A 26,976-nucleotide genomic window follows, 5' to 3' on the forward strand; every position below is an offset into this window, starting at 1 on the left:
ATGCATAGCTGAGGATTTTCCATGTCGCGCCGTTCGCTCCCGCTTAACGCCATCGACGCATTTTTAGTCACCGCGCGTCACCTGAATCTGACCCATGCCGCCGCAGAACTGTGTCTGACGCAGGGGGCCGTGAGCCGCAAGATTGCCTCCCTTGAGGCGTGGTTTGGCTTTCCGCTTTTTGAACGCCACGCGCGCGGGCTGCGCCTCTCACCGCAGGGCAGCGCTCTGCTTCCGGAGCTGCAGTCCGCTTTCGAGCAGCTGCTGTCCGTGGCCGACCAGGCCCGCAGCCAGCACACCGTGATCCGGCTCAAGGCCCCCACCTGCGCCATGCGCTGGCTGGTGCCGCGCCTGCTGGAGGTGGAGCGCGAGCATCCGGATCTGCAAATTGCGCTGACCACCACCACCGATCACAACGTCAATTTCAAAACCGAATCTTACGACGCGGCCATCGTGTTCGGCACGCACATGAGCGCAGGCGATCTGCTGTTTGAGGAGGCGCTCACCCCGGTGATAAGCCCGGTGCGGGCAGGAGCAGCGCTGGGCTCGCTGACGTTCCTGCACCCCACAAGGGATAAGACAGACTGGTCGCTGTGGCTGACGAAACAGGAAGGTCCGGGCTTTGTCATGCACAAAAATCAACACTTCGACACGATGGATCTCGCCATTACGGCCGCCATTCAGGGGCTGGGCGTTGCCATTGCCGACGAAACGCTGGTGGAAGAAGATGTCCGCGCGGGAAGGCTGCTACGGCCCTATGGAACCAGCATAAAAACCGGCGCAAGCTACCGGCTGGTGCTGCGCGAAACGCCAGGCGAAGAAAATGGACTGGCGGCGTTTCGCGCCTGTTTGCTTAATCGAGGCTGACGTGGTGCTTCATCACCCGTTTGAAGAGGCTCATGCGGGCGCGCATAAAGCGGTTTTCAAGCCTGAAAGCTGCATGTTTATTCACACCAATGCGTAACAGAACGTCCCGCCCTTTGCGACACGCGGGCCAGTGCGTCGGCCCGGGCAGGCTGTCGCGAAGCCCTGCGTATCGCGCGAAGCTCACCCAGTAATCCGCCACCTGGGCTGCAAACTGCAGATCCCGTTCGTTGACATACTGGCGTGAAGGCTCCACCTGACCAAGCGTATCGAAGACGTAGGGCACTTCGTTGCCGTGCCAGGCGCCGTTGATATACGTGCCATGTTCCGCCTCGGCGACATAGTCAAACCAGTAACGCCAGCACAATCCACCCGCGAGCTGCTGAGCCTGCATCACCACATAGCCCATCGTGGTAAATGCCATGTCGCGGCACACCTGTCTGCCCAACTCTTCATCGCCTTTCACGCCCGGATAGAGCAGCTTAATCAGCCCCAGCCCGAAGCGACGCTCCCGGCGAAGCTTCTGAATTTGCCCCGCGAGATCGATGCCAAACACCGCCATCACGCTGGCTTCATCGCTGTTGGAGCCAATCATCACCGGCACGGGATGCTGACGGGCGGCAAAAAAGACGTCCAGCATCGCTTCGGGCAGAACGCAGTCCCCGACGATGGGCGCCGGGGCGACGTTCAGCGGTGCGATGAGCGGCCAGAACGCCTCCGGCGGAATGGCGCGCAGCTGCTCAGCAGTCGCCTTTTCCAGCCCAAAATGGTTGGCCAGCGCCTCCCCTTTTTGCAGCGCCTGCTCGCGCGGCGTGTCCGGCAAGGTGTACCCGCTTTGCACAATCGCCTTGTGGAATAATCCTGCCGCCAGCGGCGATGCCAGCAGAGAGAGCACGCTGCGCGCGCCGGCGGATTCGCCAAACAGGGTCACATTGTCTGGGTCGCCTCCAAACCCGGCGATGTTCTCCCGCACCCATTCGAGGGCGGCGATTTGATCCAGCAGGGCAAAATTATGCACCACGCGCCCTTCCTCGCCTTCCAGCGCGGGATGGGCGAAAAAGCCGAGATGACCGAGACGGTAGTTGATCGTCACGACAACCACGCCGCGCGTGGCCAGCGCTTTGCCGTTATACGGCGGCAGGCCTCCGGCACCAATCGTAAACCCGCCCCCGTGCAGCCAGACCATAACCGGAAGCGCCCCGGTGCGCTCTTTGGGGGACCAGACGTTAAGGTAGAGACAATCTTCGGAAAACTGGCCCGGATCGCCGCCGCCTAACTCCTGACAATACTCGCTGCTTTGCCAGCTTGAGGGCGAGAAAGCCGTAGCCTCGCGCAGGCCATCCCAGCGTTCAGGGGGCCGAGGTGAGCGCCAGCGCCACTCCCCCACGGGCGGTGCGGCGTAGGGAATACCGTACCAGACGTGGACATTTTCATCGGTTAAACCAGACAGTGCGCCCTGGCGCGTTTCAACCACAGGGGCGGAAGGATTTTGCATAACGACCTTATTTTTTCCATCACACCCCAGCAGAGTAACGATTTCAGAGCAAACCGCAACGCTGTTTGCTGCGGGTTTCAGCCTCCTGATAGAGCGCAAACTCGTCATACACCGGACAGCCCAGCGCGTCTTCAAACGCATCGCGGCTGGCGTTACCGTGGCTGCGGGCCTGGGTTTCGTTCCCGAGATTGGACTGGAAAATCCCCGCAGCGCTGACCGGGAGGAAATCTTCGTAGGTGATCGGCTGGGCAACCACCCATCCGCGCTCAATCAGCGGCTGCGGATCGTCTCCCGGCCGGAACGCATGGCGATGCGCTTCACCTGCAGGCGTCAGACGATAGCGGAAATAGGCCAGCTCCTGACGGCGCATTAACAGTTCGCTGTCCGGGAAAGCGCCAAAGATCTCCCGCAAATGCAGCTGGTGCGTGAGGTTATCTTTACCGGTACCGGCCTGGGCGAGAAGGCTATCGTACAGTTCCCGGCCTTTCGGCGTCAGCGCCACGCCGCGCTGCTCAATCTCACCGAAGCGCGCGGTGTGGGTGCCCTTATGTTCCCCGGCAAACAGCACCGGCTCTTCCAGTGCCTTAAAGCTGGTTTGACGCAGTAAGACGGGCACCTCGCGACGCGGCGGGCCTTCAATCAGAATTTTTGGCTCGATACCGTACTTCGGCATCAGCTCCTGCACCCGGTCAATATCCAGCGTGCGCGGCGTGAGGTGGTTAATATGGCAGCCCGGGAAGCAGACCACGTCGGCAATCAGGCGATGCTCGTTGCTCAGGGCCAGATAGGTCTCCTGATCGACCGTAGCATGGCGGTGCCAGCGGAAGGTTTCCAACGCTTCCTGTACAAACTCGTGGGCCTGTGCGTCAGTAAAGTGCCCTTCCGACTCGTGGAGGTCGATCAGTTCCAGACAGCGGGGGGTAAAAATGTTCCGGTGAGAGAGGATCTCTGCGGCACGTTCGCGCAGCGCGACGTTTTCAATCAGCTCAAGGCGCAGCAGCGAGGTAAAGATACGAAACGGATTTCGACACAGCGCCGCATCATCGATCGGGCGAAACGCCGTTGAGTGGACCGGTACCCCCGCCTGAGAGAGATCGTAATAGCTGACCGGGTACATCCCCATAATGGCAAACATACGACGCAGGGTTGAAAGTTCCTGTGCCGTGCCGACGCGGATCGCCCCGTGACGCTCAACGTTCAGGCGCGCAAGCTCATCGGCGTTAGCGAGTTGTTCATGTAATAGTGGATTATTTTCCAGAACCGCCAGGTTTACGTCCGCAACCAGTTCGAGCAAGGTGCCGTACTGCGGAACTTCCTGCTGGTACATCGCCGACATAGCCTGCGAAAAGTGTTCCCGAATGTCATCAGCCGTGATGGTGTTCGCCATGATGTCATGCCTCCAGTGAATATTACCTGGAGTGTAGAGAAACCCGTTCCTTCCGGGGGGAAGAATTTCTGATTTGTGATCTTAAGACGACAGTGGTCAAACCGTGTGCTACTGGCCCCCGAACGGATCCGAACGGAACCGCCCTTTCGACCTGAACGCTATTATCCAGGATTTTCCTTATAATTATTTAGGGTTCCGCTTTCTAGCTATAAAGGAGTATTTTTTGTTTTTCTCCTGACTGCAAATTAATCAATTTGAGCATGCCATTATTTTTATCCTCACCTTTCAAATTTTTAGCTCTAAGTTAGGATTAATCCGAATGGTCGTTTACAAGTCCTTCCTACCTATCCATATTTCCATTTTAAGCGAAGCGCAAATTTACAAATACTTAAAAATAACGCAACCGCAAATAGCAAAACGCATTTGACGGATGACGCACAGCGACTAGAGTTATTACTCGAACGACGAGTGATACGGAAATATTTTCGTATCGTACTGACATAACCAATATATGACTATGAGGTTTAATATGGCAGAGCATCGTGGTGGTTCCGGTAATTTCGCTGAAGACCGTGAAAAAGCATCAGAAGCTGGACGTAAAGGTGGCCAGCACAGCGGTGGTAATTTTAAAAACGATCCGCAACGCGCATCTGAAGCGGGTAAGAAAGGGGGACAGAACAGTCACGGCGGAGGCCGTAAGTCTGATAACTCCTGATCTTATTTAGTACTCTTTTAATAAAACCAGAGAGCATGCTGCGGGCTGAAAAGCTCGCAGTACCCTTTCTTTATTTTACCGGAGCGTAATTATTATGAATATGAAAAGTGTTGAGGATGTATTTATTCATCTTCTGTCGGATACCTACAGCGCAGAAAAGCAGCTTACCCGCGCGCTGAGCAAGCTGGCCCGCGCCGCATCCAGCGAGAAGCTGAGCGCCGCCTTTACCGCACACCTGGAAGAGACGCAGGGCCAGATCGAACGTATTGACCAGATCGTCGAGCAGGAAGACGGTATTAAGATCAAACGCATGAAGTGCGTGGCGATGGAAGGCTTAATTGAAGAAGCCAACGAAGTTATCGAGAGCACGGAAAAAAATGAGGTGCGTGATGCCGCATTAATTGCTGCTGCACAAAAAGTTGAGCATTACGAAATAGCCAGCTACGGTACCCTTGCCACATTAGCAGAACAACTGGGCTATAAAAAAGCCGTTAAACTTCTTGCCGAAACCCTGGAAGAAGAAAAAGAGACCGACCTTAAACTCACCGACCTGGCCGTTGGAAATATTAACCAAAAAGCGCAGAAATGACGCAATAACACAGGTTAAATAAAATGAGCATCAGTCCCAGGACAATTAAACGGTGCCATTTAACGGCAGCCATAATATGGTTCATTCTCGCCATCCCTTCCGTAATATGGTGGAAGAACAGCGTGCTGTGGGTCATTATCATCAGTATTTACGCCAATATTGTCGGCCATTTATCTGGCTACAGTGCCGCGCGTGCCGATCAGGCTGCTGAAAGTGAGACCAAATAAGCGAACCCTAATGAGGATACAATGATGAATCACGTAGAACACTACCATGACTGGCTACGCGATGCCCATGCGATGGAAAAGCAAGCCGAATCTATGCTGGAATCCATGGCCAGCCGTATCGATAATTATCCTGATGTTCGCGCCAGAATTGAACAGCATATTAATGAGACAAAACGGCAAATCACATTGCTGGAGGAAATCCTCGACCGTAATGATATTTCTCGTTCGGTCTTAAAAGACTCGATGAGCAAAATGGCGGCTCTGGGGCAATCTATCGGCGGCATGTTCCCTTCAGACGAAATCGTGAAGGGCTCGATCAGCGGCTATGTTTTCGAACAGTTTGAGATCGCCTGCTATACCTCCCTGCTGGCAGCGGCCAAAAAAGCCGGGGACACTGCTTCGATACCCGCTATTGAGACGATCCTCGCAGAAGAACGTGAAATGGCCGACTGGCTGATTCGCCATATCCCGCAAACGACGGAACAGTTCCTGCTGCGCTCAGACGCATCGGGTGTCGAAGCGAAAAAATAATCCACAGGAGAGTGCCTATGTTTCGACACGTCAAACAGCTGCAATATACGGTTCGCGTCGCCGAACCCAACCCCGGCCTTGCCAACCTTTTACTGGAACAGTTTGGCGGGCCGCAGGGCGAACTGGCCGCCGCCTGCCGCTACTTTACGCAAGGGTTGAGCGATGACGATCCGGGCCGCAAGGACATGCTGATGGATATCGCGACCGAGGAGTTAAGCCACCTCGAAATCATCGGTACCCTGGTCGGCATGCTGAATAAAGGTGCCAAAGGCGCGCTGGCGGAAGGGGTGGAAAATGAGGCCGAGCTGTATCGCTCCATGACCGAAAATGGGAATGACAGCCACATCACCTCCCTGCTCTATGGCGGCGGTACCCCGCTCACTAACTCTGCTGGCGTACCCTGGACCGCGGCCTACGTCGATACCATCGGGGAGCCGACGGCGGACCTGCGCTCAAACGTGGCGGCCGAGGCCAGAGCGAAAATCATCTATGAACGGCTGATCAACGTGACCGACGATCCCGGCGTAAAGGACGCACTGGCGTTTCTGATGACGCGTGAGGCGGCGCATCAGCTCTCCTTTGAGAAGGCGCTTCAGTCCATCCGTAATAACTTCCCGCCGGGGAAACTGCCGCCAATCGAGGAATTCACCAACAAGTACTACAATATGTCTGAAGGTGGAGAGGTTCGCGGAAGCTGGAACAGCGATAAATACTTCGATTACGTTGAGTCCCCCCAGCCTGCGGTGGATGGCGGCGATGGCAGTGCCAGCGTCACGCTCACAACCGAGCAGGCAACCCTGGTCAAGGCGATGTCTGCCCGCACGAAATCCGATCCACATTCCGACCCGCTGACCGGTGCCGAGCTGGGTGCCGGTAAGACTAAACCGTAATCGGTTTGCCGGGCAGGCCTGAACTGCCCGGCAATTCGCGTGCCCCATCGTCTCAGAGGTACGGACCATGTTCGAACTCGATGCGTTTCATCTGGCCAGAATTCAGTTCGCTTTTACCGTCTCGTTCCACATCCTGTTTCCCGCGAACACCATCGGTCTCGCCAGCTATCTGGTGGTGCTGGAGGGCATGTGGCTGCGCACCAAAAACGACGTCTGGCGATCGCTATACCATTTCTGGCTCAAGATATTTGCCGTTAACTTCGGCATGGGCGTCGTTTCCGGGCTGGTGATGGCGTATCAGTTTGGCACCAACTGGAGCGGGTTCTCCCAGTTCGCGGGCAGTATTACCGGCCCGCTTCTGACCTATGAGGTCTTAACCGCCTTCTTCCTGGAGGCCGGTTTCCTCGGCGTCATGATGTTCGGCTGGAATAAGGTCGGTCCCGGCCTGCACTTCTTTTCAACCTGCATGGTAGCGCTCGGCACGCTGATGTCGACCTTCTGGATCCTCGCCTCCAACAGCTGGATGCATACGCCGCAGGGTTTCACTATCGAAAACGGGCAGGTGATCCCGCAGGACTGGCTGGCCATCATCTTTAACCCCTCCTTCCCTTACCGCCTTATCCATATGGCTATCGCCGCGTTTCTCAGCAGCGCGCTGTTTGTCGGGGCATCGGGGGCATGGCATCTGCTGCGCGGTAACGATACGCCTGCCGTCCGCACCATGTTTTCCATGGCGATGTGGATGGCGCTGCTGGTCGCACCCATTCAGGCGGTGGTGGGCGATATGCACGGCCTGAACACGCTTGAGCATCAGCCGGCCAAAATTGCCGCCATTGAGGGACACTGGGAAAATCCGCCCGGCGAGGCCACCCCGTTGCTGCTGTTTGGCCTGCCGGATATGGAGGAGGAGCGTACCAAATACGGACTGGAGATCCCCGCGCTCGGCAGCCTTATCCTGACGCACAGCCTGGACAAGCAGGTCCCCGCGCTGAAAGACTTTCCGAAAGAGGATCGCCCAAACTCAACCATCGTTTTCTGGTCGTTCCGCGTGATGGTCGGGATGGGGCTGCTGATGATAACTCTCGGTCTGTTTAGCGTCTGGCTACGCTATCGTCATCGGCTTTACCATTCGCGCCCGTTCCACTGGTTTGCCCTCTGCATGGGACCTGCCGGGCTGCTGGCGCTGCTCGCCGGCTGGGTGACCACCGAAGTGGGCCGACAGCCGTGGGTGGTCTATGGTTATCTGCGCACCATCGACGCGGTATCGCTGCACAGCACCCTACAGATGAGCATTAGCCTGCTGGCGTTTTTCGTTGTCTATTCTTCCGTGTTTGGCGTGGGCTATGTTTACCTCATCCGGCTGATTAAGAAAGGACCTCAGCCCGTCGATACGCTGACCTCAAACACCTCGGGCACGCCTGCCCGTCCGCTGTCTGCCGCTGAGTCTGTTCCGGAAGAGGAGAGAATCTGATGGGCGTCGATATCTCTGTTATCTGGTTTGCCATCATCGTCTTTGCCACGCTGATGTACATCATCATGGATGGCTTTGATTTGGGCATCGGTCTGCTGTTTAACTTCGTGGGCGATGCGAAAGAGCGTGATGTGATGGTCAACAGCGTGGCGCCCGTCTGGGACGGCAACGAGACCTGGCTGGTACTCGGCGGCGCGGGGCTGTTCGGCGCGTTTCCGCTGGCCTATGCGGTCATTATTGATGCGCTGACGATCCCCCTCACCGCGATGCTGATCGGTCTCATCTTTCGCGGCGTCGCCTTCGAGTTCCGCTTCAAAGCCACGCCGTCGCACCGCAAATTCTGGGACTACTCCTTTGCCGGCGGCTCCCTGCTTGCCACCTTCAGCCAGGGCGTGGTGGTGGGGGCCGTGATCAACGGCTTTGACGTGGAGGGCCGACGTTTTGTCGGCTCTGCGCTGGACTGGCTCACCCCCTTCAACCTCTTCTGCGGCATCGGACTGGTCGTCGCCTACACGCTGCTGGGCACCACCTGGCTCATTATGAAAAGCGAAGGCGCGCTGCAGGTCCGCATGCGCGAGCTGACCCGCCACGTGCTGCTGGCCCTGATGGTGGTTATCGCGGTAGTCAGCATCTGGACGCCGCTCGGCTGGCAGTACGTGGCCGACCGCTGGTTTACCTTGCCTAACTTCTTCTGGTTCCTGCCGGTTCCTCTGCTGGTCGGGCTTTTCAGCGTGCTGATCTGGCGCCTGACCCGCAATCCGGACAGCCACTCTCGCCCTTTCCTGCTGACGCTGGGGCTTATTTTCCTCGGGTTTAGCGGGCTGGGCATCAGCCTCTGGCCGAACATTATTCCGCCGCGCATCACCCTGTGGGAAGCCGCGGCCCCGCCTGCCAGCCAGCTGTTTATGCTGATAGGAACATTACTGATTATTCCGGTGATCCTGGTGTACACCGCCTGGAGCTACTACGTCTTTCGGGGAAAAGTTTCGGATACTGAAGGCTATCACTGAGGAACGCTATGACGGACTGGCATACACGAGCCATTATTTATCAGATTGATACCGCGCTATTTTATGATTTGAACGGCGATGGCTGCGGGGACATCGCCGGGATCGCGGCCAAGCTGCGCTACATTCGCCGAATGGGGGCGACGGTCATCTGGATCACACCGTTTTACCTGACGCCCTTTCTCGATGAAGGCTACGACGTCAGCGACCATCTTCAGGTGGACCCCCGCTTCGGAAAACTGGCCGATATCATCGCCTTTATCGAACAGGCCCGCGAGCTGGGCATGCAGGTGATTATCGAGTTGCTGATCCAGCACACGTCGGACGCACATCCCTGGTTCCAGCAGGCGCGCCGCAACCCGGCGTCACCCTATCGTGATTATTACCTCTGGTCGGACAACGACGAGGACGATACGCCCCCCATGTTCCCCGGCGTGGAGAAGAGCATCTGGAGCTGGGACGACGAGGCGGGACAGTATTACCGGCACATGTTTTATCACCACGAGCCGGATCTGAACCTCACCTCGCCCGCGGTGCTGAAAGAGATTGAGAATATCATCCTCTTCTGGCTCAAGCTGGGCGTGTCGGGATTTCGTCTCGATGCCGCCTCCCACCTGACCACGCAGGCGGGAAACGGTGATGAAAAAAAGGGCCTGTGGATCCTCGAGCATATGCGCCGTCTTATCGAACAGCGGAATCCGGACGCAATCCTGCTGGGTGAGGTGGACGTCGAGGTAGAGGCCTATCAGGACTACTTTGGCAATAATGACCGCCTGAATCTGGTGCTGAATTTCTGGCTCAACAAGTATTTCTACGTCAGCCTGGCCCGCAAAAGCGCCCGCCCGCTGCGCAACGCGGTGAAGAAGATGATCGTCCCGCCTGATGCCTGCTGTTTTGCCAACTGGCTGCGCAATCACGACGAGCTGGATCTGGAAGGCATCAGCCAGAAAGACAAACAGTTTGTCCTCGATACCTTCGCCCCTGATGAGGAGATGAACGTCTATCAGCGCGGGATCCGCCGCCGCCTTGCGCCAATGCTTAATGGCGATCGGAAGCGGCTGGCGTTCTGTCACGCGGTGCTGTTTTCCCTGCCGGGTGTCCCGGTGATGCGCTACGGCGACGAGATAGGCATGGGTGACGACCTGGAGCTGGAGGAGCGCTACGCCGTTCGCACCCCGATGCAGTGGGCGGGGTCACAAGGGGGCGGTTTCTCCGCGGCCGACCCTGAAAAATTTATCGCCCCAATTATCGACCATGGACCTTACCGCTATCAGAAAGTCAACGTCGCCGATTCGCTGCTTCACCACAACTCGCTCCTGCACCGGATAATCGATATTGCCAATACCCGCTCGGAGTTCCCCGAAATTGCCGTTGCGCCTTTTCGACTTATCACAATCGATGATGACGCAGTGCTGGGGATCTATTACGAGACCGACGAGCGCAGCATCCTGACCTTCGTCAACTTTAGCGACCAGCCGGTGCAGTTCACGGCAAAAGGGATCCGCAACGCCACCTGGACCGCCTGTCTCGAGGACAAGCGCTACGATGACGCGCTGATTTGCGGCAAAACCGTTGAGCTCAGCCTTGGCGGCTACGGCTATCGCTGGTTCTGGACGCACCGTAGCGCGCTGCGCTGATTACGGTTTCCGGCGGGTTATCAGACGCGTCAGCACTATCCCTGCCACCGCGAGGGCACCCAGCGCCACTTTACCCGGCATGCCGGAGGTAACGGACGGCGCGCGGGTTTTCGCCTCGTCAGTAAAGCGGCCATGGATTTTATGCAGATCGTTAACCGGTTGGTCGAGGTAGTCCCGGCGATCCGGCGCGTTCAGATCGTCGGTCATCTGGCCTTCCCAGGCTTTCCTGACCATCAGCCGGTCCAAAAAACCCGGAAAGAGAAACTGCCCGACAATCGACTGGATGGTGCTGCTGCCTACCCACAGCTCGCGAACCGGTTTTTGCGCCACCCTGAAGATAGCGCTGGCGGCCACCTCAGGCTCAAAGACCGGCGGCACCGGCCGCATCGCCCAGGCGAACTTATTCCTCGCCCATTCGAACTGCGGGGTATTGAGCCCCGGCATCTGCACCATCGAAAGCTGAACCCGGCTGTTCTCATGCATCAGTTCCGTACGCACCGCATCGGTAAACCCGCGGATCGCCGCTTTGGCACCACAGTAGGCTGACTGCAATGGAATGGAACGGTAGGCCAGCGCGGACCCCACCTGGATAATCACGCCCCTGTCGCGCGGAACCATCAGTTCGAGAGCGGCGCGGGTGCCGTTCACGTAGCCGAGGTACGTCACCTCAGTCACGCGACGAAACTCGTCCGGCGTAAGGGTGCGAAACGGTGCCAGCGCGGCCCCCATGGCGTTGTTCACCCAGACATCAATCGCGCCGAGGCGATACTCAATTTCGTTAGCCGCATCCACCACCGCCTGACTGTCGGCAACGTCAGCCTGCACGGCGTGCGCATTCACGCCGAAGCGGCGCAACTCTTCCTGGGTGGAGTGCAGGCTTGCCTCATCGCGGGCGATGAGGCCAACATCGTAACCTGCCTTTGCAAAGTGCAGCGCCGTGGCTTTTCCCACGCCCGCCGTCCCACCGGTAATCACTACGACCGCCATAGAACCTCCTCGTGAAATCAACCGTTATGCCCGTCCGACAATGCTGCCAGCAGCTCGGCCAGCGAGAAATGCACCGCTTTTTCCACCACGTCCTGACAGTCACCGGAGAAAAGCACGGTGCGAGTCTTCGTCTCGCCGCGGATGTTCCACGCAAAACAGACCGTCCCCGCCGCCGTGCCGTCGTCGCCCCCTTCCGGGCCTGCGTAGCCGCTGATGGCGATGCTGATATCCGCCTGGGCGATGTCGCGAATACTGGCAGCCATCTCGGTCACCGTCTGTTCACTGACGGCGGTATACCGCGCAAGCGTTTCAGGGCGCACGCTGAGGATCCGCGTTTTGGCTTCGTCGCTGAACACGACCAGGCCGACGTCATAAAATTCGGCGGTGTTTTCCTCAGCGCAAAGCGCCACCGAGAGCTTGCCGCTCGTGCAGGATTCCGCGGTGGTTAAGCGAAGTCCGAGATCGGTTAATTTGCTCGCCAGCTTTTTTGTTAGTTCACCCACGGTATAATTGTTGTCGTGAAAAAGATTGCTCATCTATCCGCCTCTTATTTCTAGAATGGAATGATCGAAATATGTCCATTGCGTTCAAGTATGGCATATTTAATATCGCTTATTTCTGTAATGCCATTATTTTGCCGGGCTGACACCAAAATATCATCGCAGGAGACATCGACTTTTTTCAGTTTGTCGGTTAACGGCACGCCGTTCTCAACCAGAATCACGGGAGTGCCATCCAGAATATTCTCAACCGGGGAAAAATATTTTTTCATCAGTCCAAATATAATATCTACCACCACCAGCGTGGTAATGGTAATCATCGCGCCGGTGATGGAGAAATCTTGTCCGAGAAGCGCCTGCTGAGTGGCTTCACTAATTATCAGAAGCAGAATGAGATCAAAGCTGGTCATCTGCAACAGCGCGCGACGTCCGGCCACTTTAAATACCACCATGAGGAACAGATAAATCGCCAGCGCGCGAAAGACCATATCCATATCAGCCTCCTACGGGTAAATGAATTGCCAGATGTTAATCTCCGGCTCGCTGTTGACGCGGATGACTGTGTTCCATTTACCGGCTCTGGAAGGCGTGGTGAAGAGTAACACAGAGAAGCTGTCTGACTTTTTCAGATTGTTATAGACAAAATAGAGGGTCTTCCCTCGGCTGAACATGCTGTCAGGCTGCGGCCAGACGCTGCCAGGCTCGTAAACCTCGCTGCTCTCGCTGGTCATGCTGAGGACATACTTTCCCTCTGTCTGCACCGGGAACGCCAGCTCCATTCGCGTCTCTGTCTCCCGCCGTCCAAAGCGTTCATAGTTTATGGTCAGTGATTTAGCGGAATTCATTTTGACCGTGTCGCTGACCATTCCACTGGAAAACAGACCGGCAATCGCCGCGACGATAATAGCCAACAGAACAATAAAACCGACCTGACGAAACGCGTATTCAAACGTCAGCAAACGATAACGCTCATCTATCCCAGGTAACTTTTCATTTTCACGCTTCATGGTCATCGTCACCGTTTCGCTTATTATCCGATAAGTTTGATTTTTCACGCGAATGTTTTTAGGAGTTATCACATTTGCCACATAAAGGAATAGCAACAATACTTAATAAGTCAAGACACCCAAAATGAAGGATATCGGATGAAATTATCACTTATTTCCGCTTTATTGATATTTCTGGTTCCAACCGCATGGGCTGATAATAACGGCGGGTTACAAAAAGGTGAAGCCCCGCCGCCACCGCACGCGCTTGATAGCGGATATCGCGGAACCGACGATGCGCGTATTATGACCATCGTTCAGGCAAAACAAATGCACGACGGTGCGACAATTTCATTACGCGGTAATCTTATTGATGGTAGCGGCGATAAGTTTGTATTTCAGGATAAAACCGGAAAAATCGACGTTATTATTCCCCAGGCAGTTTTCGACGGCAGAACGGTAAAACCCGACCAGATGATCAGTATCAACGGTTCGCTTGATAAAAAATCATCTCCTGCCGTCGTCCGTGTTGATCGTTTGCAGAAATAATTCAGCGAAGCGTTAACGCTGCAGTTATCCATCAAATCTCACCCCTTGGCTTAAGGAGTCAGCTATGAGTGATACAAAACAACGTACGAACGCTTACCCGCAGCCCCCGTTCCCGGAACAGCCGCAAACGCCGCCGGGACTGGCATCCGAAATGCAGCCTGTACCCGACCACGGGGAAAAAAGCTATAAAGGACATGGTCGCCTTGCCGGCAAAAAAGCGCTGATTACCGGCGGAGACTCCGGTATTGGTCGCGCGGTGGCTATCGCCTATGCCCGTGAAGGCGCTGACGTTGCCATCAACTATCTGCCTGAAGAAGAAAAAGATGCCTCTGAGGTCATCGACCTGATCGAAGCGGAAGGTCGCAAGGCCGTCGCGCTGCCTGGGGATGTCCGGGACGAAACCTTCTGTCAGAATCTGGTCGAAGAAGCCGTGTCGAAACTGGGCGGGCTGGACATTCTGGTCAATAACGCGGGGCGTCAGCAGTTCCGTGAATCGCTTGAAGACCTGACCACCGAGGATTTTGACGCGACGTTTAAAACCAACGTCTATGCCCCTTTCTGGATCACCAAAGCGGCCCTGCGCCACCTGAAAGCCTCCTCCGTTATCATTAATACCTCCTCCGTTCAGGCGGTGAAGCCCAGCCCCGTTTTGCTGGACTACGCCCAGACGAAAGCCTGTCTGGCGGTATTTACCAAATCCTTAGCCAAACAGCTGGGTCCAAAAGGCATTCGCGTCAACGCGGTTGCCCCTGGGCCTTACTGGACGGTACTGCAGTCCAGCGGCGGGCAGCCGATGGAAAAAGTGAAGGAGTTTGGCGTAGATACACCGCTGGGGCGTCCAGGTCAGCCCGTCGAGATTGCCCCGCTGTACGTCACGCTGGCCTCGGATGAATGTTCATTTACGTCCGGCCAGGTGTGGTGTTCTGACGGCGGTGACGGCGTGATCTAACCGCTTAACCCTTCCCCCTCAGTAAAGAGCAATAAATGAACAAGGACGTTCACTCTTATTCCCCTGCCGAAAAACATGTTGTAACTCAAACAGATCAAATGTTAAAAATATTTTGCTATCAGGTTATCAAAATTAAACAACTTAACTTGTCACCCGCATCGCTCTGTTTTTAACATCGCCTATGGAAAAAAATGGTCTGTTCAGTCAGCGCATACGCTTGCGCCATTTGCATACATTTGTAGCCGTCGCTCAACAGGGAACGCTGGGGCGTGCGGCTGAAACTCTTAACCTGAGCCAGCCTGCGCTCTCGAAAACCCTCAACGAGCTGGAACAGCTGACCGGTGCCCGTCTTTTTGACCGCGGGCGGCTGGGCGCACAGCTTACCATCGTGGGCGAACAGTTCCTTACGCACGCCGTAAAAGTGCTGGATGCGCTCAATACCGCGGGCCAGTCCCTGCATCGAAAAGAAGCGCAATCCAGTGAGGTGGTACGCGTGGGCGCCTTGCCTACCGCAGCGCTGGGTATTCTTCCGCCGGTTATCGGCCAGTTCCACAAGCAGCAGCGGCATGCCACAATACAGGTTGCCACCATGAATAACACCATGCTGCTCGCGGGGCTGAAATCGGGCGAGCTGGATATCGGTATCGGTCGCATGTCCGACCCAGAACTGATGGGCGGTCTCAATTACGAACTGTTATTCCTGGAGTCCCTGAAGCTGGTGGTTCGTCCCAATCATCCCCTGCTGCAGGACACGGTGACGCTAAGCCGCGTTATGGAGTGGCCGGTAGTGGTGTGCCCGAAAGGGACCGTCCCCCGCCAGACCGCCGAATCCTTGCTGCAGATGCAGGGATGTACGCTCCCTTCAGGGTGTATCGAAACGTTGTCGGCCTCGCTTTCACGCCAGCTCACCCTGGATTATGACTACGTCTGGTTCGTTCCCTCCGGCGCGGTAAAAGATGATTTACGCCAGGGAACGCTGATCGCCCTGCCGATTACCTCCCCAGGTGCCGGCGAACCTATCGGCATTTTGACCCGGGTGGATACCCCCCTTTCCACGGGCGCACAGACGCTGCTGAGCGCTATCCGTAAATCAATGCCGGTATAACACCTTTTTTACCCCTCACACTAACCCTCTCCCCTTATGGGAGAGGAGACTAGCCCGTGCGTTAATCAATTAATGCGGAATAATTCATTAACAATTGCGTAAAACAATTTAACAGTTTTATCATAACGGTGAATTCACCAAATGGTTCGCAAATCATTTTATAAAACCGAATTCACTCGTATTAATCATTATTCCTCCCGCAATTATTACCCAACTGGTACATGCCCGACGCTGCGGGGGATAGAAAGGAGAAAGACATGGCATTTGGCAGCGCGCCGCGCGGGATACCTCGTATTCTGCAGTGGCTTCTTGCCGGACTGATGATGCTCATCGGTCTGGCGGTCGGCGGGTTGGGCTTTAAGCTCGCCACCGTAGGCGGAAGTGGATACTTCCTGATCATGGGCGTGGTGATGGTGATTGCCGCGATCCTGATTTTCCTCAACCGCACCAGCGGGATCCTGCTTTACGGCATCGCATTTATTGCCTCGCTGTTCTGGGCGGTAAGCGATGCGGGTTGGGATTTCTGGCCGCTGTTCTCTCGCCTGTTTACCTTTGCCGTTCTGGCCTTCCTCTGCGCCATCGTCTGGCCTTTCCTGCGTGCTGCGAACCGCAGCGCCGCGAACAAGGCGCCCGCTTTTGGCGTCGCGGCCGTGCTCGCGCTGGCCATGCTGGTTAGCCTGGGCTGGATGTTTAAGCCGCAAACCCTCGTGGCAGCGAACGAACCCGTGCCGGTGAAATCCGTCGCACCCGGCGAGCAGCAAAAGAACTGGGAGCACTGGGGCAACACAACCCACGGCGACCGTTTCGCCGCGCTGGACCAGATTAACAAGCAAAACGTCAGCTCGCTGAAGGTCGCGTGGGTTGCGCACACCGGCGATATTCCGCAGAGCAACGGCTCGGGCGCGGAAGATCAGAACACGCCTCTGCAGATTGGCGACACGCTGTATGTCTGTACCCCATACAGCAAAGTGCTGGCGCTGGACGTGGATTCCGGTAAAGAAAAATGGCGTTATGATTCCAAAGCCACCGCACCGAACTGGCAGCGCTGCCGCGGTTTGGGCTACTTTGAAGATCATGCAAACGTGACGGCGTCACAAACCGGGACATCACCAGCGGCATGCCCTCGCCGCCTGTTCCTGCCCACCACCGATGCCCGTCTGATTGCCATCAACGCGGATAACGGCAAGGTCTGCGACGACTTTGGCGACCATGGCATCGTGGATCTGAGCGTCGGCATGGGCGAGATCAAGCCCGGATATTATCAGCAAACCTCCACGCCGCTGGTTGCCGGGAACGTTGTCGTCGTTGGCGGTCGCGTCGCGGATAACTACTCTACCGGCGAACCGCCGGGCGTGGTGCGCGCCTACGACGTTCACACCGGTAAACTGGCCTGGGCGTGGGATCCGGGTAATCCGAACCTGACCGGCCTGCCGCCGGAAGGCCAGACCTACACCCGCGGTACGCCGAACGTCTGGTCTGCGATGTCTTACGACGCCAAACTGAACCTGATCTACCTGCCAACCGGCAACGCCACGCCAGACTTCTGGGCGGGCGAGCGTACCGCGCTGGACGATAAGTACAGCTCCTCCATCGTCGCCGTCGACGCGACTACCGGCCAGGTGCGCTGGCATTTCCAGACCACCCACCACGATCTGTGGGATTTCGACCTGCCTTCCCAGCCGCTGCTGTACGATCTGCCAGACGGTAAAGGCGGCACCACGCCTGTGCTGGTGCAGACCAGCAAGCAGGGCATGATCTTCATGCTTAACCGCGAAACCGGCAAGCCGGTGGCGAAGGTAGAGGAACGCCCCGTTCCGGCGGGTAACGTTGAAGGTGAACGCTACTCCCCAACCCAGCCGTATTCCGTTGGCATGCCGATGATTGGCAACCAGACGCTGACCGAATCCGACATGTGGGGCGCGACGCCTGTTGACCTGCTGCTGTGCCGCATTCAGTTTAAAGAGATGCGTCATCAGGGCGTCTTTACCCCGCCTGGTCTCGATCGTTCCCTGCAGTTCCCTGGCTCACTCGGTGGGATGAACTGGGGCAGCGTCTCCGTTGATCCGAACAACAGCCTGATGTTCGTCAACGATATGCGCCTGGGCCTGGCAAACTATATGGTACCGCGCGCGAACGTCGCGAAAAACGCCAGCGGCATCGAGATGGGGATTGTCCCAATGGACGGCACGCCGTTCGGCGCGATGCGTGAACGCTTCCTGTCACCGCTGGGCATTCCATGCCAGAAGCCGCCGTTTGGCACCATGTCAGCCGTTGACCTGAAAACCGGCAAGCTGGTGTGGCAGGTCCCTGTCGGCACGGTGGAAGATACCGGCCCGCTGGGCATTCGCATGCACATGCCGATCCCAATCGGTATGCCGACCCTGGGCGCGTCGCTCTCTACCCAGTCCGGCCTGCTGTTCTTCGCCGGTACCCAGGATTTCTACCTGCGCGCGTTTGATACCGCCACCGGGAAAGAGATCTGGAAAGACCGTCTGCCTGTCGGTAGCCAGTCCGGCCCGATGACCTACGTGTCGCCGAAAACCGGTAAGCAGTACATCATCATTAACGCCGGTGGCGCCCGCCAGTCTCCGGATCGCGGTGATTACGTTATCGCGTACGCGTTACCCGATAAGAAATAAGATGTGAAAAAGGGACCGAAAGGTCCCTTTTTTGTAGGTCAGATTTTGTAGGTCGGGTAAGGCGAAGCCGCCACCCGACACAACACGCCACTCAGAACGTCTCCCAGTTATCCCCGGAAACTGCCGCCGCCGGGCGCAGCGGTGCGTTCTTCGCCACTGGTGCAGAGATGACCGCGCGTCCCGACTTTGCACCGTTCAACCTAAACGCACCGACCGCCTCGGTCAGACGCGCGCCCTGTTCTTCCAGAGACGCCGCCGCAGCGGAGGCTTCTTCCACCAGCGAGGCGTTCTGCTGGGTCACTTTATCCATCTCCGAAATCGCCTGGCTCACCTGGACGATACCGCGGCTCTGCTCATCGGACGCCGCGGCGATTTCAAGCATGATGTCGGTGACGCGTTTCACCGCTTCGACGATTTCATTCATGGTGTTACCGGCGGCAACAACCTCGCCGGAGCCCTGGTCGATCAGCGATACCGATTCGTTAATCAGGCTTTCGATCTCTTTTGCGGCATTCGCACTGCGGCTTGCCAGAGTGCGCACTTCACTTGCCACCACGGCAAATCCGCGCCCCTGTTCACCCGCACGTGCCGCTTCTACCGCCGCGTTAAGCGCCAGGATATTGGTCTGGAACGCAATGCTGTTAATCACTGCGGTAATCTCAGAGATCTTCTTCGAGCTGCTGGAGATATTGCCCATGGTTTTGACCACGCCGGAGACCATCTGGCCGCCGCGGCTGGCTTTACCGGAGGCATCTTCCGCCAGCTTGCTGGCATGATGGGCGTTATCGGCGTTCTGCTTCACCGTCGCGGTCAGCTGTTCCATGCTCGCGGCGGTCTGCTCAATAGCCGCAGCCTGCTGCTCAGTGCGCGAAGAGAGATCGGTGTTACCGGCTGAAATCTCGCTGGTGCCGCGGTAGATCTCCTCCGCCCCCTGACGTACGGTGCCCACGGTATTTTCAAGCGAGTGCTGCATGGTTTGCAGATCGCGCGTCAGGCGTCCAATTTCGCTGCGCCCCGCCACGTCGTCCGGCATCGTCAGGTCGCCTTTGGCGATATTCTCGATACGTTTCGCTGCGCGCTGCAGCGGATTGATTACCGTACGGCGCAGCACGACAAAGGTCATCGCCGTCAGCACCAGCGCCAGCGCAAACGCGCCTACCATAAACATCAGGCCCAGCTGCGTGCGGCTGTGCGCCTGCGCCGTCAGCGCATTGGCACGGTCGGTACGAATCTTAATCGCCTTCAGCAGTACGGCGTTGTAAGCGTCATCCAGCGGGCGCGCCGTTTCGTTTTCGTGGTTGATGATCGCTTCAAACATGCCGTTTTTGGCAAATTTCACCATCGGCTGCATGCCCGCGATATAGGCGTCGTACCGCGCCTTGAGATCCGCTTCCAGCGCTTCACCCTCAGCGGTGCGCACGGCACGATTCATATAGGCGGTAAAGCTCTCCTGGGACTGCTTAATGCGCGTTTCCGCCTCGCTGATGTTCTGCTTCATGGCATCCATCTCCGCGATACGGCTTGCCGCACCGGCGTGGATCAGGTTGATACGCGCGGTTCGCAGATGGTTTGAGCTGTTCGACAGCCCCATACGCACCTGAATTTCGGATGTGACATCCTGCTGATCGCGATCGGCCTGCAGCAGGAAATAACCCGCCAGACCCGAGCTCAAGGCAAAGAGAAGAATAATGCCACCGAGAATGGAGGAAAACAGCGGAACCAGCCTGATGTGATGCAAGAAGCTCAGCTTGCGCTGCGCCAGCATCGAAGTAGTGTTGTCCATGACCGTCGACTCTCTTGTAGGTAAGATGCGTAAAAACACGCCTGTTAAATAGTCATCGGCACGGCACAGATTAAGATTACGGCTAAAAACGCCGCACTGGTCACACTTTAGAGAAGATTATTAAAGAAATGCCAGCGGCTAAAAACCGCTGGCAGAAGAGTTACTTGTCGCCGAAATGGATAACGGTACGGATGGATTTTCCTTCGTGCATCAGATCGAACGCCTCGTTGATCTGCTCCAGCGGTAAGCGATGGGTAATGAACGGATCGAGCTGAATCTTGCCGACCATGGCATCTTCAACCATACCCGGAAGCTGGGTACGCCCCTTCACGCCGCCAAACGCGGAACCGCGCCATACGCGCCCGGTGACCAGCTGGAATGGACGGGTTTTAATCTCCTGACCCGCTCCGGCTACGCCAATGATGATGCTCTCGCCCCAGCCTTTGTGGCAGCACTCCAGCGCGGAACGCATCACGTTGACGTTGCCGATACACTCGAAGCTGAAGTCCACGCCGCCGTCGGTCATCTCAACGATGACGTCCTGAATCGGTTTTTCGTGATCTTTCGGGTTCACGAAATCGGTCGCGCCCATTTCACCCGCCAGCCTGAATTTCTCCGGGTTGGTGTCGACCGCGATGATACGACCGGCCTTCGCCTGCACCGCGCCCTGAATCACCGCCAGACCAATGCCGCCGAGACCGAATACCGCCACGGTATCGCCCTCTTTGACTTTTGCCGTGTTATGCACCGCGCCAATACCGGTGGTCACGCCGCAGCCCAGCAGGCAGACTTTGTCCAGCGGCGCCTGCGGGTTTACCTTCGCCAGCGAGATCTCCGCGCAAACGGTGTATTCGCTGAAGGTGCTGGTGCCCATGTAGTGATAAACAGGCTCGCCGTTATAAGAGAAACGGGTAGTGCCGTCCGGCATCAGCCCTTTCCCCTGGGTGGCGCGCACCGCCTGGCAGAGGTTGGTCTTGCCGGATTTACAGAACTTACACTCGCCGCATTCCGCCGTGTACAGCGGGATCACGTGATCCCCCGGCTTCAGGCTGGTCACACCCTCACCCACTTCCACCACAATCCCGCCGCCTTCATGGCCGAGTACCGCCGGGAAGACACCTTCAGGATCGTCCCCCGACAGCGTAAACGCATCGGTATGGCACACGCCGGTATGGGTGATTTTGATCAGCACTTCGCCTCTCTTCGGCGGTGCCACGTCGATTTCAACGATTTTGAGCGGCTGGCCGGGACCAAATGCAACTGCAGCGCGAGATTTCATCATGTCTTCCCTTTTTGTCAGGTGTGTGGGTTTATTTTAGATAAGAGCGCAGCAAATGGCCGACTTCCGCCATGCGTACGGCTCGCTGATCCGGCGTAGTTTCCCCCGCTACCAGCTCATCTTTGAGGTGAATTTCAACCATTTCGCCCATCAGGCCATTGGCAGCCCCGCGCACGGCGGCAATTTGCTGCAGGATGGCCAGACAGGGGTCACCCGACTCCAGCGCGCGTTCAAGGGCATCAACCTGGCCCCGAATGCGACGGACGCGGGTAAGAATACGTTTTTTATCTTCGGGTGAATGCGGCATACGCCCTCCTGATACTATAGGGGGGTATTGTATGTTTTTTATTAACACATTGTAAACATGATAGTTTATGTGGTTATCTCATTCATTTATTGCTAGAAATTGTTCGATTAACTATCAAGCATAAAAAGGATTTTCTGCCATCATATTGACTCTCTTACTAGTTTCGCTCATTTTTTTTTAAAATTGTGGAGCATCTTTAAGTTTTTGTAGTGCATTTGTGCTCTTCGATACATTCTTCATTATGATATCCATAATGTAGTTTATTCTTTTTCGAGCTTAACTATTCAAGGACAGATAGAAATAATTTGAGCATCATTTAATTTAGCAAATAAGACTGAACGATACTTCACTCATTCATCTGCGCGTGCTAGACTTGAGAAGTTATCAAAGTCATGGAAGTGGTATAAATAAGGTAATCTATGGAACTAGAAGAGTTTTTTCATGATTTATATCGAATAGAAACTGAAGAGTTAATTACCGATTTTTGTCGAAAAAATATTTTGCACGGGACCCCTTATATTTTCTCGGCAAGAGATGGTGACTTTTACGATTTTAGAAAAAAGATTGGCGATTTTTTTGAAATACCATTCTACGAAATATATATTACGGGTTCTGCCAAATTAGGGTTTAGCCCATTTAAGAAAAAAAAATTTGACTATGACTCTGATATCGATGTTGCTTTAGTGTCTCCGCTTTTATTTGAAAAAATAATGTTAAATATTTCAATCTTCCAAATGAACTTCAGAAAAAATCGCGGATCAGTTCATGAAACTGAAATAAAACAATATCATAAATTTCTTGAATATGTTGCTTTGGGATGGATTAGGCCTGACAAATTACCAATTTCATTTCAAATGAAACAATTCAAGGATGAATGGTTTGATTTTTTTAGAAGCATTTCAAATGGAAAATCCGAAGTTGGCAATTACCAAGTTACTGCTGGTGTTTTTAAAAGTTATCATCACTTAGAACAATACACTCTTTCTGGAATTAAAGATCTGAAAAACATTCAAAAAATAGGACGTTAATATGGCAGAACAAATTAAACCATCTGTTACCAACCCTACGGTGGCAGATATTTATGAAAAAATAGATACAAGTAGATTGATTTTGGCTCCAGATTTCCAAAGGAAATTCGTTTGGACCCAAGATCATCAGGAACAATTTTTAGATACTATTTTAAATGGCTATCCATTCCCTGAAATTTATGTATGCCAGGGAGAGACTGACACAAAAAAATTAAGAACAACACAAAAGGTTATTGATGGACAGCAGAGACTAACAACAATAAAAAATTATATAGAAAATAATTTTCTTAAACCATTGAAAATTATAAAACCATTTGAATCTCTCAATGAAGAGGAAAGAGAGAATTTTCTTTCATATCAAATAGTTATACGTGACATCGGAAAGGTTGAAGATGAATTGGTTAAAGAGATATTCCGTAGAATAAATCTAACCAAATTTAAATTAGAAGATATAGAGATACATAATGCAATATATGACGGACATTTTATTAGAACCGCAAAAGAGTTAGCTGAACAAATCGATCTATCACAATTCGGAGTTTATTACGAATCAGAGATGACACGAATGGCAGATGTTAATCTTTTCTTATTGGTTATGTCCACTCTCGAAAGGGATGGTTATTTCCCACGAGATAATGAATTAGAGAAATGCGTAGCGGAATTTAACGAGGATTATCCTAATGCCTACAAAACAAAATCGCTTATTTTAAAAGCCATGTCGTACATCCTAAATTTTAAACTCCCAGACGATTCTATATGGTTTAGAAAATCATGCTTCTTCACAATGATTGTTGAATTATGCTGGGCTAAAGACTTGCCTAAAGACATAGTGAAAAAGCTAAATGAGTTTGATGAACTTGTCTTAAAAAGTAAACACGATAAAGCTAGTGATTTTGGTATGTTTTATCACTCTATGTACTCTGGCACAAACGACAGAAAAGCAAGAGTGATCCGGGCTGAGCTTTTCAGAAGATATATATTAGGCTAACATGATAAAGAGCAGGGATAATTACCTGCTCTCTTCCTTTTCGAAACGTTTTTCCCTTCCAATGCCCACTGAATTCGTATTCCCCCTCGACGTGTTTCTCTTCAGGAAACAGTTGTTAGCCACCTCATATTGCCCCAGGGATGGCATTCTTATTATTTGTTACTCACTGGACTCAGAGGTAAACCCTTTTTTCACCGCCAACCAACTTGCGCACAAAGCAGTGGAAGCACATCACGCCAAAAGCAAATTAGAGGCATTTAATGGATAACAAATATGATGTAAACGGAGAAATATAGTATTTACCTTATACATTTAGCAAGATCGGTCAGGATTCTGGCCGTTCGGTGAGGCAAAGTGGGTCATCAGGAGGATGCAATGAACGATGCAATCAAAACGGCTTACCGCGAGCGCTTCACGATGGTGTGCGACTATATCGCCCGCCATCTCGATGAACCGCTCACGCTGGAGAAGCTCAGCGCGTTAGCCTGCTGTTCGCCTTATCATTTTCACCGGCAGTTTCTGGCATTTAGCGGTCAGCCTCTGTATCGCTATATCCAGTGGCTACGCCTGCGTCATGCTTCCTGGCGGCTGGCGTTTAATCCTCAGGATAAGGTGATTGATATTGCGCTCGATGCCGGGTTCCAGAGCCCTGAATCGTTCAGTCGCGCCTTCAGAAATGCGTTTGGAAAAACCCCGCGTCAGTTTCGGCAACAGCCGGACTGGCTGAACTGGCACCAGCGCGTACCGAAAATGACCTTTCAGGAGCAAAAAACGATGGAAGTTAAGATTGTCGATTTCCCACAGACCCGAGTGGCAATGCTGCAGCACCGTGGCAGCCCGGATAGGGTTAATGACAGCGCGGCGAAATTTATCGCCTGGCGTAAAACCACGGGCTTATCGCCAGTGCACGAAAGCAGCACGTTTGGCATTGCCTGGGATGACCCGGCAACCACGCCAGCAGACGCCTTTCGTTTCGATATCTGCGGCAGTATCGCTGAAGCGATACCAGAAAATGAATTTGGGGTTTCCAATGGTGAAATCGACGGCGGACGTTACGCCGTCGGCCGTCACACGGGTTCTCTGGATACCATTTCCGCCACGGTGTGGGCGATGTTTCGCGACTGGCTACCGGCCAGCGGCGAAACGCTGCGCGATGCCCCGGTATTTTTCCACTACCTCAACTTTATTCACGAGGTGCCTGAACATGCGCTGCAAACGGATATCTACCTGCCGTTAAATTGACGATCCCTTGTTTACAACCTTATTTTCGTTTTATCACAAGCGCTGTTATATGCCTGACACAGGAACCGCACGCATTACATAAATTATATTAGGATCTGTTACTTATGGGTCACCCGCGCCTGCCGATTGCTTGCGGCAGGCGCTACCCCGCAACTGCGCGATCTGTGCAAAAAATCAAACACACCTTTAGATAAATACCACTTACTCTGACGTATGTTCCCAGCTAGTATTCAGAAACATGACGAATAAAGTCGCGACTTAATCGTCGCAGCACCTCTAATACAGATAAGCCAACACGCGGAGATAAAATGCTGTTCATTTTCACAATGTTTATATTTTCACTGACGCTTTCATTTTCTCCTGGCCCCGTTAATATGGTAATTATATCGTCTGGGGCCGCTCACGGTTTTAGAAAGACCTTCTCATTTGTCTCCGGTGCAACAATAGGGTTTACGTTATTACTTATCTTTATTTGTTTCGGTTTTTACGCTGCAATCGAAAAACACCCTTTGTTTTTCCGGTACCTTAATATTGTCGGTTCTTTATTTATAATGTATCTGGGCTATAAGATAGCGTCATCCCGGCCCGATATATCATTAACAAAAACAGATTCTCCTGGTTTTGCTCAGGGTTTTGTCATGCAATGGATCAACCCTAAGGCATGGACCGCGTGCGCCTCAGGGGCAGCGATGTTTTCCGAACCCTCAAACCCTGCGACAGCATTCGTCTTTGTAACGGTCTATTTTTTAGTCTGTTACCTGTCGCTTTCTGCATGGGCATTAATGGGAGCAAAGGTGTCGGTGCTGCTCAGGAGCACACAGCAGATCCGTACGTTTAACGTGTTGATGGGCGGACTGTTGCTTATTACGGCGTGTTACATGCTCTCTTTAGCATTGTAAACTCGTTATAACGAGTGAAACTCAATCGCGTTATAAATATCATTAATCAATTTGTAGGCAATACTGCTGGTCGACATATTAGAAGGCCATACGGCATAGACTTTCAGCGGTTCTAATGACCAGTCAGGGAGTATTTCCTGCATGTCTCCACGCTTAACGTCCTCTTCGCTTAAATAACGGGGAGGTGCTGCGAGACCAATTTGTTGCCTGGCAAGCGCATAAGCGGCTTCGACATTATCTACATACACTTCAGGCGTATACGTTACGACAGCCACTTCCCCATTTTTATGGCGAAATTCCCGGCTATTCTGCCGCATATTGAGTCCAATCCATGGCAGTTGCGCCAGGTCATCAGGATGCGTAATCGTCGGGTAATGGCTGAGCAAATCACGGGAAGCAACGACCTGGCGCGGCAGCACAAAAAGATGGCGTGCTTTCAGTGAACTGTCCGGAAGTTCGCCGATTCGAAATGCAACATCAATACCGTCAGCAATAATATCTCTGCGCGTATCACTGTAAGAGATATTCAGTAAAATGCCCGGATGACGTTTTATAAAATCGGCCAGATGCCGGGTAAATGCACTCTTCAAAAAAACGGCAGGAAGTGAAACAGTAAGCTTATTCGCCGTTGATATCGAACGCTGCTTGAATTCAATGACCCCCTGCTCATACAGCGCCAGCATCGATTTAGCTGTTTCCAGCAAATTTGCGCCATCGTGAGTCAGAGAAAGTTTGCGGGTGTTTCTGTAGAGCAGCGCGCAGCCAAGATTTTTTTCCAGCTTTGATAAATGCGTGCTTGCCGTTGCGGTTGTAAGCCCTAACGCTTCTGCCCCACCTGAAATGGATCCAGCTTCAGCAATCTTTGCAAACACTATCAGATAACGGATGTCATCAATCATTTATCGTCCTGTTGCGACGGCGTTCC

The 26,976-nt window shown here is 54.0% G+C and carries 27 protein-coding genes; 17 read left to right on the forward strand and 10 right to left on the reverse strand.

Going from position 1 to position 26,976, the window contains the following annotated elements:
* The first annotated feature begins 21 nt into the window (after positions 1 to 21).
* Entirely contained in the window at positions 22 to 864 is an 843-nt protein-coding gene (locus tag BM007_RS01785; RefSeq protein ID WP_048991120.1) for a LysR family transcriptional regulator, read from the forward strand.
* Here the strand turns inward: BM007_RS01785 and BM007_RS01790 are convergent.
* A complete protein-coding gene (locus tag BM007_RS01790; RefSeq protein WP_061715174.1) occupies positions 851 to 2,356 on the reverse strand; it encodes a carboxylesterase/lipase family protein in 1,506 nt (501 codons plus the stop codon). The genes BM007_RS01785 and BM007_RS01790 overlap by 14 nt on opposite strands.
* Positions 2,357 to 2,399: 43 nt before the next feature.
* Complete coding sequence (locus BM007_RS01795) at positions 2,400 to 3,743, reverse strand: 2-oxoadipate dioxygenase/decarboxylase HglS (RefSeq protein ID WP_032647139.1); 1,344 nt, start codon at positions 3,741 to 3,743, stop codon at positions 2,400 to 2,402.
* Positions 3,744 to 4,272: 529 nt separating this feature from the next.
* Here BM007_RS01795 and BM007_RS01800 point away from each other — a divergent pair.
* The 8 genes from BM007_RS01800 to BM007_RS01835 all read left to right on the forward strand — a co-directional run bounded on the left by BM007_RS01800 (position 4,273) and on the right by BM007_RS01835 (position 10,810).
* A complete protein-coding gene (locus tag BM007_RS01800; RefSeq protein WP_004150795.1) occupies positions 4,273 to 4,458 on the forward strand; it encodes a con-10 family general stress protein in 186 nt (61 codons plus the stop codon).
* Between the two features lie 94 nt (positions 4,459 to 4,552).
* On the forward strand, positions 4,553 to 5,047 hold the full coding sequence (locus BM007_RS01805) for a YciE/YciF ferroxidase family protein (protein WP_023311678.1): 495 nt from the start codon (positions 4,553 to 4,555) through the stop codon (positions 5,045 to 5,047).
* Between the two features lie 23 nt (positions 5,048 to 5,070).
* The gene (locus BM007_RS01810; protein WP_013096662.1) at positions 5,071 to 5,274 is read left to right on the forward strand and encodes a hypothetical protein; all 204 of its coding nucleotides are present in this window, start codon (positions 5,071 to 5,073) and stop codon (positions 5,272 to 5,274) included.
* A gap of 24 nt (positions 5,275 to 5,298) precedes the next feature.
* Complete coding sequence (locus BM007_RS01815) at positions 5,299 to 5,805, forward strand: ferritin-like domain-containing protein (RefSeq protein ID WP_014883791.1); 507 nt, start codon at positions 5,299 to 5,301, stop codon at positions 5,803 to 5,805.
* A 17-nt stretch (positions 5,806 to 5,822) separates the two neighbouring features.
* Positions 5,823 to 6,695, forward strand: coding sequence for a manganese catalase family protein (locus BM007_RS01820; protein WP_061715175.1), 873 nt, complete (start codon positions 5,823 to 5,825; stop codon positions 6,693 to 6,695).
* 67 nt (positions 6,696 to 6,762) lie between these two features.
* Positions 6,763 to 8,166, forward strand: a complete 1,404-nt coding sequence (locus tag BM007_RS01825) for a cytochrome ubiquinol oxidase subunit I (RefSeq protein ID WP_090417001.1) — start codon at positions 6,763 to 6,765, stop codon at positions 8,164 to 8,166.
* Positions 8,166 to 9,176 (forward strand): cytochrome d ubiquinol oxidase subunit II, encoded by a 1,011-nt coding sequence (gene cydB / locus BM007_RS01830; protein ID WP_090417003.1) that lies wholly within the window; start codon positions 8,166 to 8,168, stop codon positions 9,174 to 9,176. The genes BM007_RS01825 and cydB overlap by 1 nt, the downstream gene beginning before the upstream one ends.
* Positions 9,177 to 9,184: 8 nt before the next feature.
* Positions 9,185 to 10,810 (forward strand): alpha-amylase family protein, encoded by a 1,626-nt coding sequence (locus BM007_RS01835; RefSeq protein WP_090417005.1) that lies wholly within the window; start codon positions 9,185 to 9,187, stop codon positions 10,808 to 10,810.
* On the opposite strand, the gene BM007_RS01840 is transcribed toward BM007_RS01835, so the two are convergent.
* The 4 genes from BM007_RS01840 to BM007_RS01855 are packed head-to-tail and all read right to left on the reverse strand — an operon-like array spanning position 10,811 to position 13,304.
* On the reverse strand, positions 10,811 to 11,797 hold the full coding sequence (locus tag BM007_RS01840) for an SDR family oxidoreductase (protein WP_090417007.1): 987 nt from the start codon (positions 11,795 to 11,797) through the stop codon (positions 10,811 to 10,813).
* 17 nt (positions 11,798 to 11,814) lie between these two features.
* Positions 11,815 to 12,333: a 2-oxo-tetronate isomerase gene (locus tag BM007_RS01845; protein ID WP_090417009.1), complete on the reverse strand. Its 519-nt coding sequence runs from the start codon at positions 12,331 to 12,333 to the stop codon at positions 11,815 to 11,817.
* A gap of 17 nt (positions 12,334 to 12,350) precedes the next feature.
* A complete protein-coding gene (locus BM007_RS01850; RefSeq protein ID WP_090417010.1) occupies positions 12,351 to 12,791 on the reverse strand; it encodes a DUF421 domain-containing protein in 441 nt (146 codons plus the stop codon).
* A 9-nt stretch (positions 12,792 to 12,800) separates the two neighbouring features.
* A complete protein-coding gene (locus tag BM007_RS01855; protein WP_032647825.1) occupies positions 12,801 to 13,304 on the reverse strand; it encodes a hypothetical protein in 504 nt (167 codons plus the stop codon).
* A 138-nt stretch (positions 13,305 to 13,442) separates the two neighbouring features.
* Here BM007_RS01855 and BM007_RS01860 point away from each other — a divergent pair, with 138 nt between their 5' ends.
* The 4 genes from BM007_RS01860 (at position 13,443) to BM007_RS01875 (ending at position 18,525) form a co-directional block, all read left to right on the forward strand.
* On the forward strand, positions 13,443 to 13,832 hold the full coding sequence (locus BM007_RS01860; RefSeq protein WP_032647122.1) for a YdeI family stress tolerance OB fold protein: 390 nt from the start codon (positions 13,443 to 13,445) through the stop codon (positions 13,830 to 13,832).
* A 64-nt stretch (positions 13,833 to 13,896) separates the two neighbouring features.
* Positions 13,897 to 14,781, forward strand: coding sequence for an SDR family oxidoreductase (locus tag BM007_RS01865; RefSeq protein WP_090417012.1), 885 nt, complete (start codon positions 13,897 to 13,899; stop codon positions 14,779 to 14,781).
* Positions 14,782 to 14,962: 181 nt separating this feature from the next.
* On the forward strand, positions 14,963 to 15,886 hold the full coding sequence (locus tag BM007_RS01870; protein ID WP_090417014.1) for a LysR substrate-binding domain-containing protein: 924 nt from the start codon (positions 14,963 to 14,965) through the stop codon (positions 15,884 to 15,886).
* Between the two features lie 257 nt (positions 15,887 to 16,143).
* Entirely contained in the window at positions 16,144 to 18,525 is a 2,382-nt protein-coding gene (locus BM007_RS01875; RefSeq protein ID WP_090417016.1) for a glucose/quinate/shikimate family membrane-bound PQQ-dependent dehydrogenase, read from the forward strand.
* Between the two features lie 91 nt (positions 18,526 to 18,616).
* Here the strand turns inward: BM007_RS01875 and BM007_RS01880 are convergent, their stop codons facing one another.
* The 3 genes from BM007_RS01880 to BM007_RS01890 form a co-directional block, all read right to left on the reverse strand.
* Positions 18,617 to 20,308 (reverse strand): methyl-accepting chemotaxis protein, encoded by a 1,692-nt coding sequence (locus BM007_RS01880; RefSeq protein WP_090417018.1) that lies wholly within the window; start codon positions 20,306 to 20,308, stop codon positions 18,617 to 18,619.
* Between the two features lie 160 nt (positions 20,309 to 20,468).
* Complete coding sequence (locus tag BM007_RS01885; RefSeq protein ID WP_090417020.1) at positions 20,469 to 21,587, reverse strand: S-(hydroxymethyl)glutathione dehydrogenase/class III alcohol dehydrogenase; 1,119 nt, start codon at positions 21,585 to 21,587, stop codon at positions 20,469 to 20,471.
* Positions 21,588 to 21,618: 31 nt separating this feature from the next.
* The gene (locus BM007_RS01890; RefSeq protein ID WP_021242544.1) at positions 21,619 to 21,894 is read right to left on the reverse strand and encodes a metal/formaldehyde-sensitive transcriptional repressor; all 276 of its coding nucleotides are present in this window, start codon (positions 21,892 to 21,894) and stop codon (positions 21,619 to 21,621) included.
* A 419-nt stretch (positions 21,895 to 22,313) separates the two neighbouring features.
* Here BM007_RS01890 and BM007_RS01895 point away from each other — a divergent pair, with 419 nt between their 5' ends.
* The 4 genes from BM007_RS01895 to BM007_RS01915 all read left to right on the forward strand — a co-directional run bounded on the left by BM007_RS01895 (position 22,314) and on the right by BM007_RS01915 (position 26,051).
* A complete protein-coding gene (locus BM007_RS01895) occupies positions 22,314 to 22,922 on the forward strand; it encodes a hypothetical protein (protein ID WP_090417022.1) in 609 nt (202 codons plus the stop codon).
* 1 nt (position 22,923) lies between these two features.
* Positions 22,924 to 23,910 carry a DUF262 domain-containing protein gene (locus BM007_RS01900; RefSeq protein WP_090417023.1) on the forward strand — a complete coding sequence of 329 codons (987 nt, stop codon included), beginning with the start codon at positions 22,924 to 22,926 and terminating at the stop codon, positions 23,908 to 23,910.
* A gap of 375 nt (positions 23,911 to 24,285) precedes the next feature.
* Positions 24,286 to 25,152 carry an AraC family transcriptional regulator gene (locus BM007_RS01910; RefSeq protein WP_090417026.1) on the forward strand — a complete coding sequence of 289 codons (867 nt, stop codon included), beginning with the start codon at positions 24,286 to 24,288 and terminating at the stop codon, positions 25,150 to 25,152.
* A 308-nt stretch (positions 25,153 to 25,460) separates the two neighbouring features.
* Positions 25,461 to 26,051: a LysE family translocator gene (locus tag BM007_RS01915; RefSeq protein WP_090417028.1), complete on the forward strand. Its 591-nt coding sequence runs from the start codon at positions 25,461 to 25,463 to the stop codon at positions 26,049 to 26,051.
* Between the two features lie 5 nt (positions 26,052 to 26,056).
* On the opposite strand, the gene BM007_RS01920 is transcribed toward BM007_RS01915, so the two are convergent.
* Positions 26,057 to 26,950, reverse strand: a complete 894-nt coding sequence (locus BM007_RS01920) for a LysR family transcriptional regulator (RefSeq protein ID WP_090417030.1) — start codon at positions 26,948 to 26,950, stop codon at positions 26,057 to 26,059.
* Between the last annotated feature and the right edge of the window lie 26 nt (positions 26,951 to 26,976).

The sequence above is a fragment of the Enterobacter sp. NFIX59 genome (assembly GCF_900113755.1).
In the GTDB taxonomy this organism is placed as follows: domain Bacteria; phylum Pseudomonadota; class Gammaproteobacteria; order Enterobacterales; family Enterobacteriaceae; genus Enterobacter; species Enterobacter pseudoroggenkampii.

Excerpts from the sequence above, each read along its gene's own strand:
- BM007_RS01860 (WP_032647122.1), top strand. The coding sequence starts at position 13,443 with ATGAAATTATCACTTATTTCCGCTTTATTGATATTTCTGGTTCCAACC.
- BM007_RS01885 (WP_090417020.1), bottom strand. The coding sequence starts at position 21,587 with ATGAAATCTCGCGCTGCAGTTGCATTTGGTCCCGGCCAGCCGCTCAAA.
- BM007_RS01865 (WP_090417012.1), top strand. The coding sequence starts at position 13,897 with ATGAGTGATACAAAACAACGTACGAACGCTTACCCGCAGCCCCCGTTC.
- BM007_RS01785 (WP_048991120.1), top strand. The coding sequence starts at position 22 with ATGTCGCGCCGTTCGCTCCCGCTTAACGCCATCGACGCATTTTTAGTC.
- BM007_RS01810 (WP_013096662.1), top strand. The coding sequence starts at position 5,071 with ATGAGCATCAGTCCCAGGACAATTAAACGGTGCCATTTAACGGCAGCC.
- BM007_RS01845 (WP_090417009.1), bottom strand. The coding sequence starts at position 12,333 with ATGAGCAATCTTTTTCACGACAACAATTATACCGTGGGTGAACTAACA.
- BM007_RS01895 (WP_090417022.1), top strand. The coding sequence starts at position 22,314 with ATGGAACTAGAAGAGTTTTTTCATGATTTATATCGAATAGAAACTGAA.
- BM007_RS01790 (WP_061715174.1), bottom strand. The coding sequence starts at position 2,356 with ATGCAAAATCCTTCCGCCCCTGTGGTTGAAACGCGCCAGGGCGCACTG.
- BM007_RS01910 (WP_090417026.1), top strand. The coding sequence starts at position 24,286 with ATGAACGATGCAATCAAAACGGCTTACCGCGAGCGCTTCACGATGGTG.
- BM007_RS01870 (WP_090417014.1), top strand. The coding sequence starts at position 14,963 with ATGGAAAAAAATGGTCTGTTCAGTCAGCGCATACGCTTGCGCCATTTG.
- BM007_RS01800 (WP_004150795.1), top strand. The coding sequence starts at position 4,273 with ATGGCAGAGCATCGTGGTGGTTCCGGTAATTTCGCTGAAGACCGTGAA.
- BM007_RS01795 (WP_032647139.1), bottom strand. The coding sequence starts at position 3,743 with ATGGCGAACACCATCACGGCTGATGACATTCGGGAACACTTTTCGCAG.
- BM007_RS01880 (WP_090417018.1), bottom strand. The coding sequence starts at position 20,308 with ATGGACAACACTACTTCGATGCTGGCGCAGCGCAAGCTGAGCTTCTTG.
- BM007_RS01915 (WP_090417028.1), top strand. The coding sequence starts at position 25,461 with ATGCTGTTCATTTTCACAATGTTTATATTTTCACTGACGCTTTCATTT.
- BM007_RS01815 (WP_014883791.1), top strand. The coding sequence starts at position 5,299 with ATGAATCACGTAGAACACTACCATGACTGGCTACGCGATGCCCATGCG.
- BM007_RS01850 (WP_090417010.1), bottom strand. The coding sequence starts at position 12,791 with ATGGATATGGTCTTTCGCGCGCTGGCGATTTATCTGTTCCTCATGGTG.
- BM007_RS01900 (WP_090417023.1), top strand. The coding sequence starts at position 22,924 with ATGGCAGAACAAATTAAACCATCTGTTACCAACCCTACGGTGGCAGAT.
- BM007_RS01805 (WP_023311678.1), top strand. The coding sequence starts at position 4,553 with ATGAATATGAAAAGTGTTGAGGATGTATTTATTCATCTTCTGTCGGAT.
- BM007_RS01890 (WP_021242544.1), bottom strand. The coding sequence starts at position 21,894 with ATGCCGCATTCACCCGAAGATAAAAAACGTATTCTTACCCGCGTCCGT.
- BM007_RS01825 (WP_090417001.1), top strand. The coding sequence starts at position 6,763 with ATGTTCGAACTCGATGCGTTTCATCTGGCCAGAATTCAGTTCGCTTTT.
- cydB (WP_090417003.1), top strand. The coding sequence starts at position 8,166 with ATGGGCGTCGATATCTCTGTTATCTGGTTTGCCATCATCGTCTTTGCC.
- BM007_RS01820 (WP_061715175.1), top strand. The coding sequence starts at position 5,823 with ATGTTTCGACACGTCAAACAGCTGCAATATACGGTTCGCGTCGCCGAA.
- BM007_RS01920 (WP_090417030.1), bottom strand. The coding sequence starts at position 26,950 with ATGATTGATGACATCCGTTATCTGATAGTGTTTGCAAAGATTGCTGAA.
- BM007_RS01835 (WP_090417005.1), top strand. The coding sequence starts at position 9,185 with ATGACGGACTGGCATACACGAGCCATTATTTATCAGATTGATACCGCG.
- BM007_RS01875 (WP_090417016.1), top strand. The coding sequence starts at position 16,144 with ATGGCATTTGGCAGCGCGCCGCGCGGGATACCTCGTATTCTGCAGTGG.
- BM007_RS01840 (WP_090417007.1), bottom strand. The coding sequence starts at position 11,797 with ATGGCGGTCGTAGTGATTACCGGTGGGACGGCGGGCGTGGGAAAAGCC.
- BM007_RS01855 (WP_032647825.1), bottom strand. The coding sequence starts at position 13,304 with ATGAAGCGTGAAAATGAAAAGTTACCTGGGATAGATGAGCGTTATCGT.